The sequence below is a fragment of the Curvibacter sp. AEP1-3 genome (assembly GCF_002163715.1).
Taxonomy (GTDB): Bacteria; Pseudomonadota; Gammaproteobacteria; order Burkholderiales; family Burkholderiaceae_C; genus Allorhodoferax.
Genome location: NZ_CP015698.1, coordinates 3,899,151 through 3,913,727, shown reverse-complemented (window position 1 = coordinate 3,913,727; position 14,577 = coordinate 3,899,151). Strand labels below are relative to the sequence as shown.

General features: G+C 55.7%; 8 protein-coding genes and 4 pseudogenes. 7 read left to right on the top strand and 5 right to left on the bottom strand.

The window, feature by feature from the left end:
* The first annotated feature begins 83 nt into the window (after positions 1-83).
* From AEP_RS18340 to istA (AEP_RS18320), 5 genes and pseudogenes are all read left to right on the top strand, one after another.
* Positions 84-1,208 carry a HigA family addiction module antitoxin gene (locus AEP_RS18340; protein WP_087496727.1) on the top strand — a complete coding sequence of 375 codons (1,125 nt, stop codon included), beginning with the start codon at positions 84-86 and terminating at the stop codon, positions 1,206-1,208.
* A gap of 9 nt (positions 1,209-1,217) precedes the next feature.
* Positions 1,218-1,703, top strand: a complete 486-nt coding sequence (locus AEP_RS18335; protein WP_087496726.1) for a hypothetical protein — start codon at positions 1,218-1,220, stop codon at positions 1,701-1,703.
* A 611-nt stretch (positions 1,704-2,314) separates the two neighbouring features.
* Positions 2,315-4,351 carry an ATP-dependent nuclease gene (locus AEP_RS18330; RefSeq protein WP_087496725.1) on the top strand — a complete coding sequence of 679 codons (2,037 nt, stop codon included), beginning with the start codon at positions 2,315-2,317 and terminating at the stop codon, positions 4,349-4,351.
* Complete coding sequence (locus tag AEP_RS18325; RefSeq protein WP_087496724.1) at positions 4,333-6,090, top strand: UvrD-helicase domain-containing protein; 1,758 nt, start codon at positions 4,333-4,335, stop codon at positions 6,088-6,090. The genes AEP_RS18330 and AEP_RS18325 overlap by 19 nt, the downstream gene beginning before the upstream one ends.
* A 300-nt stretch (positions 6,091-6,390) precedes the next feature.
* A pseudogene (gene istA / locus AEP_RS18320) lies at positions 6,391-7,506 on the top strand (IS21 family transposase); the annotation flags it as partial.
* A gap of 147 nt (positions 7,507-7,653) precedes the next feature.
* Here istA (AEP_RS18320) and istB (AEP_RS18315) read toward each other — a convergent pair.
* Together istB (AEP_RS18315) and istA (AEP_RS18310) are read right to left on the bottom strand one after the other, a co-directional pair.
* Positions 7,654-8,481, bottom strand: a complete 828-nt coding sequence (gene istB / locus AEP_RS18315) for an IS21-like element helper ATPase IstB (protein WP_087496723.1) — start codon at positions 8,479-8,481, stop codon at positions 7,654-7,656.
* On the bottom strand, positions 8,478-9,554 hold the full coding sequence (gene istA, locus AEP_RS18310) for an IS21 family transposase (RefSeq protein WP_198301857.1): 1,077 nt from the start codon (positions 9,552-9,554) through the stop codon (positions 8,478-8,480). Before istA (AEP_RS18310) ends, istB (AEP_RS18315) begins: the two co-directional genes overlap by 4 nt.
* A 97-nt stretch (positions 9,555-9,651) precedes the next feature.
* On the opposite strand from istA (AEP_RS18310), the pseudogene AEP_RS18305 reads away from it, so the two are divergent.
* Positions 9,652-10,062, top strand: a pseudogene (locus AEP_RS18305) (IS21 family transposase); the annotation flags it as partial.
* Positions 10,055-10,871: pseudogene (gene istB, locus AEP_RS18300) on the top strand (IS21-like element helper ATPase IstB). The pseudogenes AEP_RS18305 and istB (AEP_RS18300), both read left to right, overlap by 8 nt.
* A 99-nt stretch (positions 10,872-10,970) precedes the next feature.
* On the opposite strand, the pseudogene AEP_RS18295 reads toward istB (AEP_RS18300), so the two are convergent.
* From AEP_RS18295 to AEP_RS18285, 3 genes and pseudogenes are all read right to left on the bottom strand, one after another.
* Positions 10,971-11,332 (bottom strand): annotated as a pseudogene (locus tag AEP_RS18295) (transposase); the annotation flags it as partial.
* Between the two features lie 148 nt (positions 11,333-11,480).
* Positions 11,481-12,392: an AAA family ATPase gene (locus AEP_RS18290; protein WP_087496722.1), complete on the bottom strand. Its 912-nt coding sequence runs from the start codon at positions 12,390-12,392 to the stop codon at positions 11,481-11,483.
* Positions 12,379-14,571, bottom strand: a complete 2,193-nt coding sequence (locus tag AEP_RS18285; RefSeq protein WP_157673211.1) for an integrase — start codon at positions 14,569-14,571, stop codon at positions 12,379-12,381. The genes AEP_RS18290 and AEP_RS18285 overlap by 14 nt, the downstream gene beginning before the upstream one ends.
* Positions 14,572-14,577 lie beyond the last annotated feature (6 nt).

Below are 14,577 nucleotides of genomic sequence, written 5' to 3'. Positions count from 1 at the left end.
TTACCGAGACGGTATAGCATCCGGCGACGTTGATTGAAAGAAAGTTTGCGATTTGGTGCAAGTTGGCATAGAATCGCAAACAAATGGACCACCTGCAATTCCGTACCCCAGGGCAGCTTATCGAGGCGTTGTTAGTCGCGCGCGGATGGAATAACCGCATTCTCGCTGCAGTTTTGGAAGTCGAAGAAACGGGCATCAGTAAGCTTATTTCTAGCAAAAAGGCGGTCACCCCTGAGGTTGCCATCTCGCTTGAAGAGGTTTTCGGAGTTCCTGCAGAGAGCTTCCTTGAGCTTCAGCGCAACTTTGATCTGGCTAAGGCGCGAATTGTCACTATTCCCAATCCAGTGCGTGCAGAACGCGCACAGCTTTTCGCTGATTTGCCCGTAGCCGAGTTGATCAAACGTCAGTGGATAAAAGTTGAAGACATTCGCGACTTGAGTGCAGTCGACAAGGCGCTCTACGAATTTTTCGATGGGCAGAATCCGACCCAGATTGCGCACACTCCACATGCCGCCAAGAAGACGTCTGAGGGTGAGCAAGCAACACCGGCTCAACTGGCATGGTTATTCAGAGTCCGACAAATAGCCAAAGAAATGTTGGCGCCAAAGTACCAAGAGGCGTCTGCACGAGCAGCAATTCCGAAGCTCAAGACACTCTTGAGCGCTCCCGAGGAAGCCCGGCATGCGTCTCGTATTCTCCTAGAGTGTGGTATCCGACTCGTAATCGTCGAGGCACTCAAATCATCCAAGATTGATGGTGTTTGCCTCTGGCTTGATGAACACTCACCAGTGATCGGTTTGACGATGCGGTTTGACCGTATGGACAATTTTTGGTTTGTGTTGCGCCATGAGTTGGAACACGTGCTCCAAGGTCACGGAAGAATTGAGCCTTCGCTCGATGTGGACCTCAATGGTGATGTCGTTGACGAGGAGGAGCGGATCGCTAACGCGGCGGCTTCTGAGTTCTGCGCTCCTAAGGCCCGCATCGATAGCTTTATCAACCGCAAGGCACCCATATTTCCAGAGCGGGACTTCTTAGGACTTGCTAAGGTGCTCGGCGTACACCCTGCACTGGTTGCTGGGCAAATTCAATTCAAAACTGGAAGGTACGACCTGTTCAGGTCCCATATGGCGAAGGTTCGTGATCGTGTTTTGCCCAGTGCGGTCGTGGATGGTTGGGGTGATGTTGCCCCTGTGGGCATAAAGTAGGGAAGCGACATGACTAAGAACGAGCAGTTGCAAGCGCTGATCCATCGGTATAAGCAAGAGACTGGTGAGAAAGCCGTTGACATGGAAAAAATCGCTGATTGGGCTATTCGCCAAGGCGCCACAATGCCAAAGCCCAAGACGGCGCGTGAGCTTTTCGCGGCGCAACTGGCAGACGCCGCTCGAGCTGAGTATCGAGTTGATCCAAAAACTGGCCTGTCTTACCGCGCGAATCATGCCATTCGAAAAAGAAATCGGGATGGCCGACAGATGGTTCTTTGGGTGGACATGGAAGATGCTACACGCCCGCAAATGCTGTGGTCCCTTTCCGATCGTCGTCAGCAGATGGTTGGAGATGCTGTACACCTAAAGATCGACGAGATGATCTGGAATAGCAAACATCCTGAAGAGGATCCGATCCAGCAAGACATGGATTTCACATATGACGTTGAAGAGCGCTTGAATTCGCCCGGCTATGGCGCTGGTGAAGCTGCTTAGGTGATTAGTGTCGTTTGGAGTTGAGGGCGCGAAATCTAAAAGGCGGCGATTCCGGCTCTTGACACGTAAGAGTTTTCAACAGACTTACGGAAGAGTCGCTATTTCCACTTCTGAATCGTGATCGTCGACCACTAAACGCTTGGAATGAGTCTTGGTTGAAAGTGCAGCAACTGAGGCACATCCAAAGCGCACTCAGCAACGCAATTCGCTACGGGTTGGAACCGTGGCGATACCTCGACGAATTTGCGAACAGTGTCGATCGGATGCAAGCCAATGCAGTCCCACATAGACTTCTTCAAACCCACATCGCAATTCAGGTTGATCCATACAGATACTTCCAAACAGTCAATGTGCGCATCATTTACCGAACGGGAATTGCACCTATATCAATGTTGACTGCAGGTCCGTGTATGGCGAGCCTTAGTATCGATTGCCAGAATGTAATTGGTAGGTCGTTGGCCGTTTTGGGTTCGGACACCGCCGAATTCACCGTCGATACTGAAACTTGCCAAGCGATGAGTCGATCGTACAATTCTCGCAGGCTCGCCTTACGGGCCCCTAGGCAATGGCATCAAGACTTAGTAACCTAGGCAAGGGAAGGGAGACCGGACATGAAGCTGTCCGAAATAGCCATCAAGAATTTTCGACTGCTGCAGGACACTCACATGCGCCTGGATACGACGGGTATCACTACGATCCTCGTCGGTCCCAACAACAGTGGGAAGACGTCAACCATCGAGGCGATGCTGACCTTCCTCCAAAGGCCGATAAAGCAGTTATCGATTAACGATTTCTCTCTGGGATGCAGGGGGACCTTCAATGGGTTTCAGCAGCACATCTTGATGCCACCCGCTGTTGCCGCGCTAGCTGGTGGCGAAGCTGTTGCCGAGCCAGACGCTTTGGCTCTCCCCGCCTTGCCGGTCTTGTCATTGCGCCTAAAGTTCGACTACGACGACACGGGCTCAGATCTGGCCATCGCCGGCGAATTGCTGATGGACCTGGAAGATGCATCTAACTCGGTGACAGTCGAAATTCGGTTCGCACCTTTGGATCCCAAGCAGTTGGCACAGGCCTACCTAAAGGATCGAGACGATGACCAGGCACTTATTGACTATCTCGCGGCTACCCTTCATGACCACTACAAGCTGGATCAGTTCAAGCTGAGCCCTGATGGTAAGCAGGCGGAGCGCCTGCCAGACCGCGGAATCCTACAGAGACTGATCCATATCGACGTCGTCAGCGCGCAGCGCCATATCGACGACCGCGAAGAAGGCAGCAAGGCCACGCGACTGTCAACGCTATTGCATGCTCACTACGAGCGCCGCTACAAGGTCGACGCGCCCAAAGATTTCAAGGCGCTCGAGAAGATGCTGAGAGATCAGTCCACAGCCCTTGGGCCTCAGTACGTCAAGGCGTTCGATGGCCTCATGACAGGGTTGGCCAAATTTGGCCATCCCGAGTCCCCCAAGCTGACGATCCGCGCTGAGCTCAGCGCCGATGGCCTGTTCAAGGACACCACGCGGGTCTATTACGCCGCTGTCGGCCCGACCCCGGCACTGGCCGTGGGGGGCGTCGAGGGGCTTGATCACGCCATCGAGCTTCCAGAGCGCTATAGCGGCCTCGGGTTCAAGAACCTCATCTACATTGTTCTGTGCCTAAAGTCCTTCCGTGAGGACGTCGAGTCCGACCCGGAGCACCGTCCACGCGTCCATCTGGTGATCGTCGAGGAGCCTGAGGTGCATATGCATCCTCAGATGCAGGCGGTCTTCGTTCAGAAAGTCAGCGAGTTCCTCACACCCGCCGCTGGCGAAACTGAGGTGCAACTGCTGCTGACGACGCATTCATCGCACATGGCGGCCAACTGCGGTTTCGCGCCGATCCGCTACTTCCGGCGAAACAAGGGATCGGTCGAGATCAAGGATCTGCTGTCCTTCGAGTCCTCCGCGACGACTGACTCAGAGAGAGCCGCGATGGAGTTCCTGCGGAAGTACCTGACAATGACGCGGTGCGACATGTTCTTCGCCGACAAGCTCGTGTTCATCGAAGGGCAAGTCGAACGCATGCTGTTGCCGCGAATGATCGCGGCTCTGGACGTCGCACTGCGCGATAAGCTGACATCAACCTACGTATGCACGGTCGAGGTAGGGGGAGCGTATGCGCACCTCTTCCGAAAGTTGATCGAGTTTCTGCAGTTGCCAGCGCTCTTAATCACGGACTTGGACTCGATCGACGGCACGTCCAAGAAGAAGGTCGCCGTCGCGAAAGGCCATGCAAGCAGCAACGCGACTTTGTCGCAGTGGCTGCCGGGAAGCTCTGATTTGCCCACGCTAATGGCCGCTGGCGAAGCGCAGAAGACGTCGGGAAGGGTTCAGGTGGCCTATCAAGTTTCCGAAGCGGCTGGCCAGCCGTGCGCCCGGAGCTTCGAGGAGGCATTTATTTACGCAAACGCGGCTTGGTTGATTGCCAACAAGACTAAGCTCTTGGGTACAGGTGGAAACTTCGCTCATACCGATGCTGCAGCACTGACCGCCGACGCTTACAACGTAAGCCTACCGAAGGTCGACTTTGCGCTCGATTTACTGGCCAACGAGGGATGGACCACACCTACTTACATCCGCGAGGGGCTTGAATGGCTGGCGAAGCAGTAGCTGCGGCCGCGCTGGTAAAAACAGCGGATGAGCGCATCACTCAATGTCTCGCCGAGGGGCGAAGTTTCGTTCTCGACGCCGGTGCTGGCGCCGGCAAGACATACTCCCTCGTAGAAGGCATCAAGAAGCTCTGCGCTCCGCCAGTCGCCGGCCGGCTAAGGCGTGATGGGCAGCAGATCGCCTGCATCACCTATACCAACGTCGCAAAGGATCAGGTGATCGAACGCATTCAAGGCAACTCTCTGGTTCGTGTGTCGACCATCCACGACTTTCTCTGGAGCACCTTGCAGCCCCATCAGCAAGCCCTTCGACAGGCCCTGCTCGAGTTCAATGCAGCGCTCCCCGTCGAGAGCTCGCGGCGGGTTGATCAGGCTGAGTTAGAAGCAAGGGTCGCGGCACAATTCGAGGTGAAATACTCGGATCGAGGCTCCAAGTTCCTCGAAGGACGGATCTACCACGACGACCTACTGTCGATCGCGCGCATCGCCTATGACCGTTACGACAAGCTGTCACGCATCGTGGCGAGCCGCTATCCGTTCATTTTCATTGACGAGTATCAGGACACCAGCGAAGCCGTCATCGACGTCTTGCTACGCCGAATGTTGCCACTGGCCGGCAACTCGCTCGTGCTCGGCTTCTTCGGCGACAAGATGCAGAACATCTATCACCACGGCGAGCACAAAGGGATCGGCGAGCTGCCGGCTGAGCTGGCAGCTCCGCTGGAGGTCATCGTTAAGCGGGAGAACCGTCGCTGCTCTCTGCGCGTCATGGATGTCTTAAACAAAATCCGGACGGACATTACGCAAATTCCCGGAAACAACAATGCGCAAGGTGACGTTGCCTACATCCGCGTGGCGGCTGGTGCTGATGAAGCCGGTCTCCAGCGCGCACGGGATCTGCTGGCGGCCACTCTGAACTGGGATCTAGCAAGCCCTGGAACACGCGAGCTTTACCTGACCCATCGCTTGATCGCTCGCAAGGCCGGTTTTGCCGCCCTGCTTCAGGCCTTCACGGATAGAGGGGCTTTTGCCAAGGACGCCCTCACCGATGGCTCTGACAGGCGGATTGCTTTTTTCTTGGACAAGGTTGAACCTCTGGCCCTAGCTTGGGAGAAAGGGCTGATTGGCGAGACGCTAGGCCGGCTCCATGGAGCCGGTCACCGACTGCCTAGTCGGGCAGCGAAGTCGGAGGTGCGCGAGGCACTCAACACCCTGATGACCAAGTGCGCTGCTGGAACCGTTCGTGAAGTGCTTGAGTCGATCCGTGACAGTCAGCTCTTCCCGCTGACTGATGAACTGGCCCTCAGACTTTCGAACACGCAACCCATCTTCACTGCAGACATGGACGATGCTACGAAAGAGCGCGAGCAAAAGGACGCGACTCTGTACGCAGCCTTATTTGGACTCCCGTATCAGCAGGTAGCTGCTTTCGCTCGGTTCTACATGACCAACACACCGTTTTCAACGAAACATGGTGTCAAGGGTGACGAATTCGATACCGTGCTAGTGGTGCTGGACGATGCCGGCGCCGCCTGGAACTTTTACTCTTTCGACAAGTACCTGTCCGGCGCGGATGAGGCGGCGAATCCGGGACGCGCGAAGCGCTCTCGCAATGTTTTCTACGTGTGCTGTTCAAGGGCTAGATATCGCTTGGCCGTGATTGATCTCACCAGTGCTTCTGCACCCAAGGCCGAGCGCATGCGTCTGCTGTTCGGAGCTGATCGCTGCTACGAGGTTTAGTAACGCAGTCCATCTCCGTAAAAATGGGGAGAAAATCTTGCCACAAATCAAGCATTTAACCCACCACAAATGTGGTGAGTATTCGCAGCAAATTCACTAGGCGTTTGCACGACAAAACCTCCACCGATTCGTATCTCAAACTCACCAGCGATTTGCATTCAATCCCACCACTTTTAGTGTGCAGAATGTTGCCGCCGACCGAAATTTGACAGTCTAAAACCGGAAGTGCCGATCCAAAATTGACAGGGGTGTTCCACTGTCCTGCTGAAACTTTCAGCAGGGATTTTACAGGTGATCACCATGGACATGATTGGCAAGGTGCGGCGCATGAAGATGCGCGACCAACTCTCTGACGGAGAGATATGCAGACGAACCGGGTTGTCTCGAAACACTGTCAAGAAGTGGCTCAAGGCCCCCGGCGACATTACCCCGAAGTACCAACGCAAGAAGCTTGAGGGCAAGCTCACTGCATTTGAGCCGGTGCTGGAACAGGCATTGCGCACTGATACCCACAGGCCCAAGCACGCCCGGCGCACCGGCAAGGCACTGTTTGCCCAGATCCAGGCCCAAGGGTATCGGGGCGGCTATAGCGCTGTGACGGACTTCATTCGCGCTTGGCGTGTGGAGAGTGCCAAAGACCCTGCTCGGGCCTTCGTACCCCTGAACTTCGAGCTGGGTGAAGCCTTCCAGTTTGACTGGAGTGAGGAAGGTCTCCTGGTGGGTGGCGTGTTTTACAAGATGCAGATAGCCCACCTCAAACTGTGTGCCAGCCGGGCCTTCTGGTTGGTGGCCTATCCTGGGCAAGGCCACGAGATGCTGTTCGATGCACACACCCGCTCGTTCCAGGCCTTAGGCGGCGTTGCCAGGCGGGGCATCTACGACAACATGAAGACCGCGGTGGACAAGGTCAAGAAGGGCAAGGGCCGCATCGTCAACGCACGCTTCTCAGCCATGTGCAGCCACTATCTGTTTGACCCGGACTTCTGCAACGTGGCATCGGGTTGGGAGAAAGGTGTTGTTGAGAAGAACGTTCAGGACAGCCGTAGACGCATCTGGATCGAGGCAGGTACCCGCCGCTTCGGATCGTTCGCTGAACTCAATGCTTGGCTTGGAGAGCGCTGCCGTTCAATACGGGCGGACACAGTGCATCCGATCCACAAGCAGTTCACGGTAGCCGAGATGCTAGAGTTGGAGCGTCCTCATCTCATGTCAGTGCCTGTGCTGTTTGACGGCTATGTGGAGAAGCCCGCACGGGTCAGCAGTACATGTTTGGTGGCAGTGGCTCGCAACCGCTACTCTGTGCCCTGTGAATGGGCGGGGCACTTGGTCAGTACAAGGCTATACCCCAATCGAGTTGACATTGCCTGTGCACAAACCGTTGTTGCCAGTCACATCCGTAATCCAGGCAGTGGGCAGATGTCAAACGCAGTCTCGATTTGATACGGTTGTTGAACGCAAACGCGGCGTGGATTTGATACACCGTTGTGTGGGGCGATTTGCTGTTTTGTCTTTGTCTGTCTTGTTTCAAGCATTCAGTGGCGAGCCACTGAATGCTTGGCGACTTCAGGCTGCTTGCTCCTCCTGTGTATCAAGGTGACTGCGTTTTCGTTTGAGTAGCGCATTGCTGCTGGCGGCATTCACACCGGCACGCCGCTTATCTTTCAGGCGATAGGAGTCTCCTGAGATCGGGACCACATGGGCGTGGTGGAGCAGTCGGTCAAGTAGCGACGCTGTCTGCGTTGCATCGTCTGCAAACGTCTGGTCCCATTGCCCAAACGGCAGATTGGAGGTCAGGATGAGACTTCCAACTTCATAGCGTTTGGCAATGACTTGGAACAGAAGATTGGCCTGTTCCCGATTCATGGGAAGGTACCCGACCTCGTCAATGATCAACAGCCGGTAGGGACGTACGATGCGTTTGATGGCATCTTCCAGGGTGTTCTGCCATAGTGCCGTGCTCAGTGTCATCAGCAGATCTGCCGCCGTGATGAAACACGTCTTGATTCCAGCCTGGGTTGCCCTGTAGCCCAAGGCGATGGCCAAGTGGGTTTTGCCCACCCCACTGGCGCCCAGCAGGACCACGTTCTCGCTGCGCTCCACGAAGGCCAGGCTGCCAAGCTCCTGCACTACGGGCTTTGGCACACCGCTGGTAAACTGGAAGTCAAACTCATCGAGCGTCTTGATGGCCGGGAAGCCCGCTATGCGCGTGAGCATGGCGCGTGTTCTCTCCACCCTGGCCAGAGCCTCGCCACGCAAGGCTTGTTCCAGGAACTCCAGGTACCCCAGCTCTTTCTTGGCCGCCATTTGCCCCAGGTGGGCAAGCTGATCGGGTAAGTTGAGTAGGCGCAACTGATCACACAGTTCACGTAGTCTCTCCATTTGCAGGCTCACGGTCGTCCTCCTGTAGCGGCTTGGTTGTGTACCAGCGTGTCATACATCGCCAGAGGATGCTGAAGTCCTCGCCATGCCGCAGCTGGAATTGGCCGCACCGCTGCGCCGGTACTACCGGTGACCTTTTGCATTTGACGCACTGTTCGCCCACTGTAGGCGCTGGGGATGGCCAGCAGATGTGTGCGCTCCTGTTGCAAAGCCTGTGCCGGCACACACCCAGTGGTTCCGTGGATCCGCACATTGGCAACGTCACGCAGCCAGGTGCGCATTTCCCGATTGGCTGTGTCCGCGTCCACCACCAAGCCTTGCTGCTTCATACTCGCCACCAATGGCACCCAGAAGCTGCGCCGGATGTAGCCATTCATGCGTTCGACTTTGCCCTTGGTCTTGGCCCGATAGGGCTTGCACACCCGTGGCACAAAGCCATGGTGGTGCGCAAAGTCAGCAAAGGCACCCTGGAACTGGTGCAGGTTCTTGCCGTAGGCGTCACGCTTGAGGATGACGGTCTTCATGTTGTCGTACAGCACTTCACGGGTGACTCCACCAAAGCTCTCGAACGCCCTGACATGGCACGCCAGTAGTGTCTCCAGCTTCATGTCTGTGACAAACTCCGCGAAGGTCGCCCGGCTGTGGCCCAGCGTTGCCACAAACGCCGCCAACATGCCGTCTTTATGCCCAGCCTTGCGGAACTCGATCCAGTCCATCTGCATTTGCTCACCGGGCTGGGTCTCGAACCGCACAACCGGATCCGGGCGCGCCTGTGGACGCAACTCCTTGAGGTACTCCTGCAGGATGCGCACGGAACCCGTGTACCCCTGTGCGGCAATCTCACGCTGCAGCACCGTTGCTGGAATCCAATCAGGCTTGGCCGCCTGAATACGTCCAGCAAGATAGTCCTTGAATGGGTCAAGTTTGCTTTTACGTGCCGGCAGTTTCTGCTTGGCCGGCGGTCCGCCTTCCAAATACTTACGCACCGTGTTGACTGCCATTCCAGTTTGCGCCGATATCTCGCGCAGGCTTAGCCTGTGCTTCCTTAAAACCTTGAGTTCCATGTACTCCTCGTTCGTAATCATTGCCAGTCCCATCCATGGTTCGGATGGCTTGGCACGTTAGTCGAGGTGTATCAGTTCCTCACCGCGTTCGCGTGTCATTTTCATACTGCGCGCGACACAGACGACCTACGACTGGCAGCACTACATTGAATTGGTGCAACGCAAGCCCGGCGCACTACGCAATGGCGCTCCGTTCCTGGATTTGCCAGAGCCTTTGCAGCGCTTACGTAAATCCCTCCTACGTCACCCCGGAGGAGATCGAACGATGGCTCAGGTGTTAGCTACTGTCCCGCAAGCTGGCTTGGATGCTGTGTTGGTAGCGGTAGATCTGGTGCTGGAAGGAGCCACGCCCAATGGCAGTGTCAGCGTCGAACATGTGCGCAATGTACTGGCGCGACTCAATGCGCCGCCCTTGCCTGAATACGCTCAGACCTCACTGCAACTCACCCACCTGCCTACAGCCGATACCGCGCGGTACGACCGTCTGCGCCCGACCCATAACGATGATCAAGGAGTAATCCATGTCTGAGTCAAAACGTGACGTACAAAGTGAGCTCAAAGCCCTGCGCTTGGGCGGGATGGCCAGCGCCTGGGCTGACCTCATGGAGCAAGATGGCGGAGCAACAATCCAGAGTTCACGCTGGCTGATTGAACACTTGCTCCAGGCCGAAGATGTAGACAGGCACATGCGCTCCATTGCGCATCAAATGAAGGCGGCACGCTTCCCGATCCACCGGGACCTTGCAGGCTTTGATTTTGAGGTCTCGCAAGTGGACAAGGCGCTAATCAAGAAATTGGCTGACCTGAGCTTCACTGAGGATGCACAGAACGTTGTCCTGATTGGTGGTCCTGGTACCGGTAAAACTCACCTGGCAACGGCATTGGGAATCAATGGCCTGACACACCATTCAAAGCGCGTGCGGTTTTACTCGACTGTGGATCTGGTCAATGCCCTGGAGCTGGAGAAGGTCAAGGGAAATCCGGGACGGATTGCCATGAGTTTGATGCGCATGGACTTGGTCGTTCTAGATGAGCTGGGCTACTTGCCATTCAGCCAGGCGGGAGGGGCACTACTGTTTCATCTGCTGTCCAAGCTCTATGAGCACACCTGTGTGCTGATCACTACGAACCTGACGTTTGCAGAATGGTCTGCCGTTTTCGGGGATGCCAAGATGACGACGGCCCTGTTGGACCGGCTCACCCATCACTGCCACATCGTCGAGACCGGTAACGAGTCCTATCGCTTCCCTGCACAGTTCCACAGAGGCCAAGGGAAAGATCAAATCAAGAGAAATGAATCGGAAATCCATTGCCAGTAAGGAGGTGGCCAGTATGTAAGGGGCTATAGTTATCCACAGCCAGACTCCTAAATACTGGCTACAAGCCCCCTATCAAAATTGGGCCGGCACGCACTGTCAAGATTCCATTGGCGCCAACAACACCGAGCGTCTCGCATATCAATCCCACCGGCCAGGCCACTCGGTGCTTCGCCACAAAGTCGAATCTCACATTGATTCCCTGGCGAAGTAGGCCGCGGCTTTTTTTAGTATGTCGCGCTCCATCTTGAGCTTGGCGACTTCCTTGCGCAGCCTGTCAATCTCGGCTTGCTCGGGCTTCATGACGCCCTTGCCAGGAAAGGCTTGTTGCGGGTCTTGCGTCAGCTCTCGCATCCAACGGCGCAGAACCGTCTCCCCCACATCCAAATCCCGTGCTGCTTGGCTGACGCCAACCCCGCGTTGAGTTACCAGCTTTACAGCTTCGACCTTGAACTCCCGACTGAATTGCCTTCTCGTTGCCATTTGCAATCTCCTGTTTCATCGACAACCTTAACAAAGTGTCTTTGAAACCGGCAGCAGCCCAATCATCGGTTTCCAAGTAAAGCCAAGCGAGCCTCAAGCCATGGCTCCAGCTTTTCGAGAATTTCAGGGACAATGGAGGGACGGGCCATTACTTCTTGTCCTTCCGGGCGGAATGAATGCTCGTCACTTTAGCTCTGACGGTCTTCTCCGGCTTGGTTCGAATTCTCGTCAGTAGTTCCTCAGTCGGCACCCAGATGGCTTTCGTGCGCTTCACGATATCTGCGGGAACCTGGTGGATCGACTTACCATTGTGGGTAGCGTCGATGATCTGGTAGCCGAATCCAAGATCGACGTAGGGCTGCACGTCCTGCTCCGTCGCAAAGACATTGGCGACTACCACATACTCACCATCGGCGAGCGCCTTGCGTGTCTGCTCCAGGCACCAAGCGTGAGCCTGAGGCAGTTTGGTTTCGTCAAAGGCATAACCGTCTTCCGACTGGAAGAACTGATCCGATTCGAAGTGCTGATATCCGTCTTCGCTGTAGCCGTTGGCCTTAGTGCTCTTTCCGCTGCCAGGCAGCCCGCGAATCAGCACTAAGCGCGGCAATTCGGTTTCCTTTTGTGACAGGTGAACCACTTTTTCAAGTTCGACCACAACCTTACGCAACCGAGAAGCTTCCGCCGCATCTCGCCGCGAATTCACTTCGGCCTTTCGGCGGGCGAGCACATGATCCGCCATCTTGGATTCCAGAAGGCGCTTTTCGGCCTTGACGGTAGCTAGGTCCGCACGCAGGTTTTCGATGAGCTGCGTGTAAGTGGTGGGCAGCGACTTCTTACCCCCTTGCGCGAGCTTGACCGCCTCGCGCACCTTGGGGTAGCGGCAATTCTCCAAGGCGATCAGTGTCCTGCTGCGCCCGGCCTCAAGGGCCACACTGACGACATTGATCTTCAGCTTGCCCGCCTTGGCACTCGCTTTGAGTGTTTTGTTCTTCGGTTTACCCTCCGCCAACCGCTGAAGGGCTTCGAGGAAGTCCTGCTCAATAGGGTCAGGCAGGGACATGCTCGGCTTCCAATGTCTTTTCAATCTGTCGGTCGAGTTGCTCCACCTTTACGCCTATCTTTTTGAGCAGCTTCCCTGCCTGCTGGGCGCGCTCCTTGATGACCTTGAAACCAATGACATCACCGCTGCGCTCCGCCCGTTTGTACGCCAGCCAGTTGTCCAAGTACCGCGCTGCCCAGAACTCCGCGTGCCGGGCATCGAGTACAAAGCAGCCGCAGCCAGCGCATAGCGACGGTTGGCGCGTCCTTGCATTGGGTTGCTTACGCAGGAGCAACGACGTGCCAGCCTCGTCATGGCAACGCATTTCATGGGTCTTCATCGGTATGCAGGCACCGTGAGGCGAGAAGAATATCGGCAGCTGCACGTGCTCGCAGAACTTCGCCACTATCTTGTACGCATCGCTCGTCGGCAGTATCTTCACCTGCGCAGCCAGTTTCTGGGTAGCCTGCTCCAGTTCCTCACCCATCCTGCCAGCCAGCGGGTTACGGCCCAGTACGCTTTCGAGAATAATCAGGTTGCGGGCCTGGGTCGCCACCGACTCCATGTCATTGAGTAGACTCATATTGTTCCCGATGTACCCGCTATCTGTCATAGCCATTGACAGGTGATGGAACTGCAACTGGATGGCGGGCATCAGACCTGGGTCGACCGCGAACATGAACTGTGCCCACGACTTACGCAGCATGTGGCTCATAAAGATTGTTCCTTGCGACTCTCGCCACTCGATTAGGTCGTTGTCCTTCATCTTGTGTCGCGACTCATCTGGCAAGCCCGACAGATCTACCCACCTGCTAATGAAGCGCTTCATGGCATCGCGCATTATGTCGACCCTCATCTCACCTAACGCCGTCGTTTGAACAGGCAGGTTCATTCCCACTGCTCCTGCCATAATCAAACGCGTCGTCGTGGCGTGCTCCCGCCACGGCTCATGCAGTCTGTTAAGTAGGCGCAAGGCGCGCACGGGCAACGGTTCCTCAATTGAACCCTTCGGCCTCATACCTAGTACCCAGTCCATCTCCCTTGGCAAGCCCGTTTCCGTTTTTGACAAGACTGTGCGAATTACGAACAAGTCATAAAGGCCTGATGCTGATAACTCCAACCGTACACCCTTAGGCAGTCCGCTCACCGGATCGAGCCCCGCTTCTATGCCCAGTAGCTCACTGATGCGCATGCCCGACATTCCTTGGATGCACATGGCACAAGCTTCGCGCACTGCTTCGAACAGGCGGCGTATTCGCGGATGTGGGCCATCGGCTTTGTCTCCCTGATAGTTCTCTTCAAATGTCTCATGCCAAGGCTCTGATTCACCTGGCAATGTACTGAATACGAAGTCAGCGACGAATTGGCTGTTCCGACTCCTCCTTGCTTCGACCCCAACTAAGACTTTTCTGCGGATACTCCTGTATCTACCCACAGCTACTTCAACTTCCGTGACAGCGAGCGGGTCCTCCACATATGCAAGCAGGTTGATCACGTCCTCTGCCGGCTGCCCTAACCACCAGGCCACCTTATTGAAGACAGGTATCGCCACCTCATCCGGCATAGGTGGAATCCATCCAAGTGCTTTCGTCGACAATGAATTGGCAATTTGCCCCAGGCTACGTTCGCGGAACGGGTCTTGATTGAGGCTAGTGACCCCCCACTTGGCCAGCAAGCGTCGCTCGGACCAAAGTTTGGGAAGAATCTTGAGGGCGAGCTGGATTTGAGCTCTTGTTATTTCTTCTTCCTTTGCACGCTCTGCAACGTATCGCGGCAGGTCTTCAATATACTCCTCCACATCTAGCTCATCTGGAGTGTGTATGCCGCGCATTGCCATCCATGATATGAGCCACTTCAATCCCTGTTGGTAGCTCCCCATTGAACCCGCTGCTGGCACGATACCGTCCGCTGGAGCGTGCCAGATTAGCGCCACAAGTTTTTTTGCCCACGCCAGCCGACGTGTATGACGCTTGTCTGTGAGTAGGCTGCCGTCGCTTAGTTCCTGACTCCAGTTCAATCTCGCCAATGTTTTAGATTGTCCTGGGGTCGTGTTTTCCCATCTCCAAACGTTATCCTTGCCTTTACTCAACGACGTAACTTGGAACTCGTCGAACTCGCTCTGCGTCATTTCCCATAGTGGTCGATGGCGGTACGACTCTTCCTTTGGGAGATTAGTGACAGCGGTTGGAGTAGCTTTCATATTTGT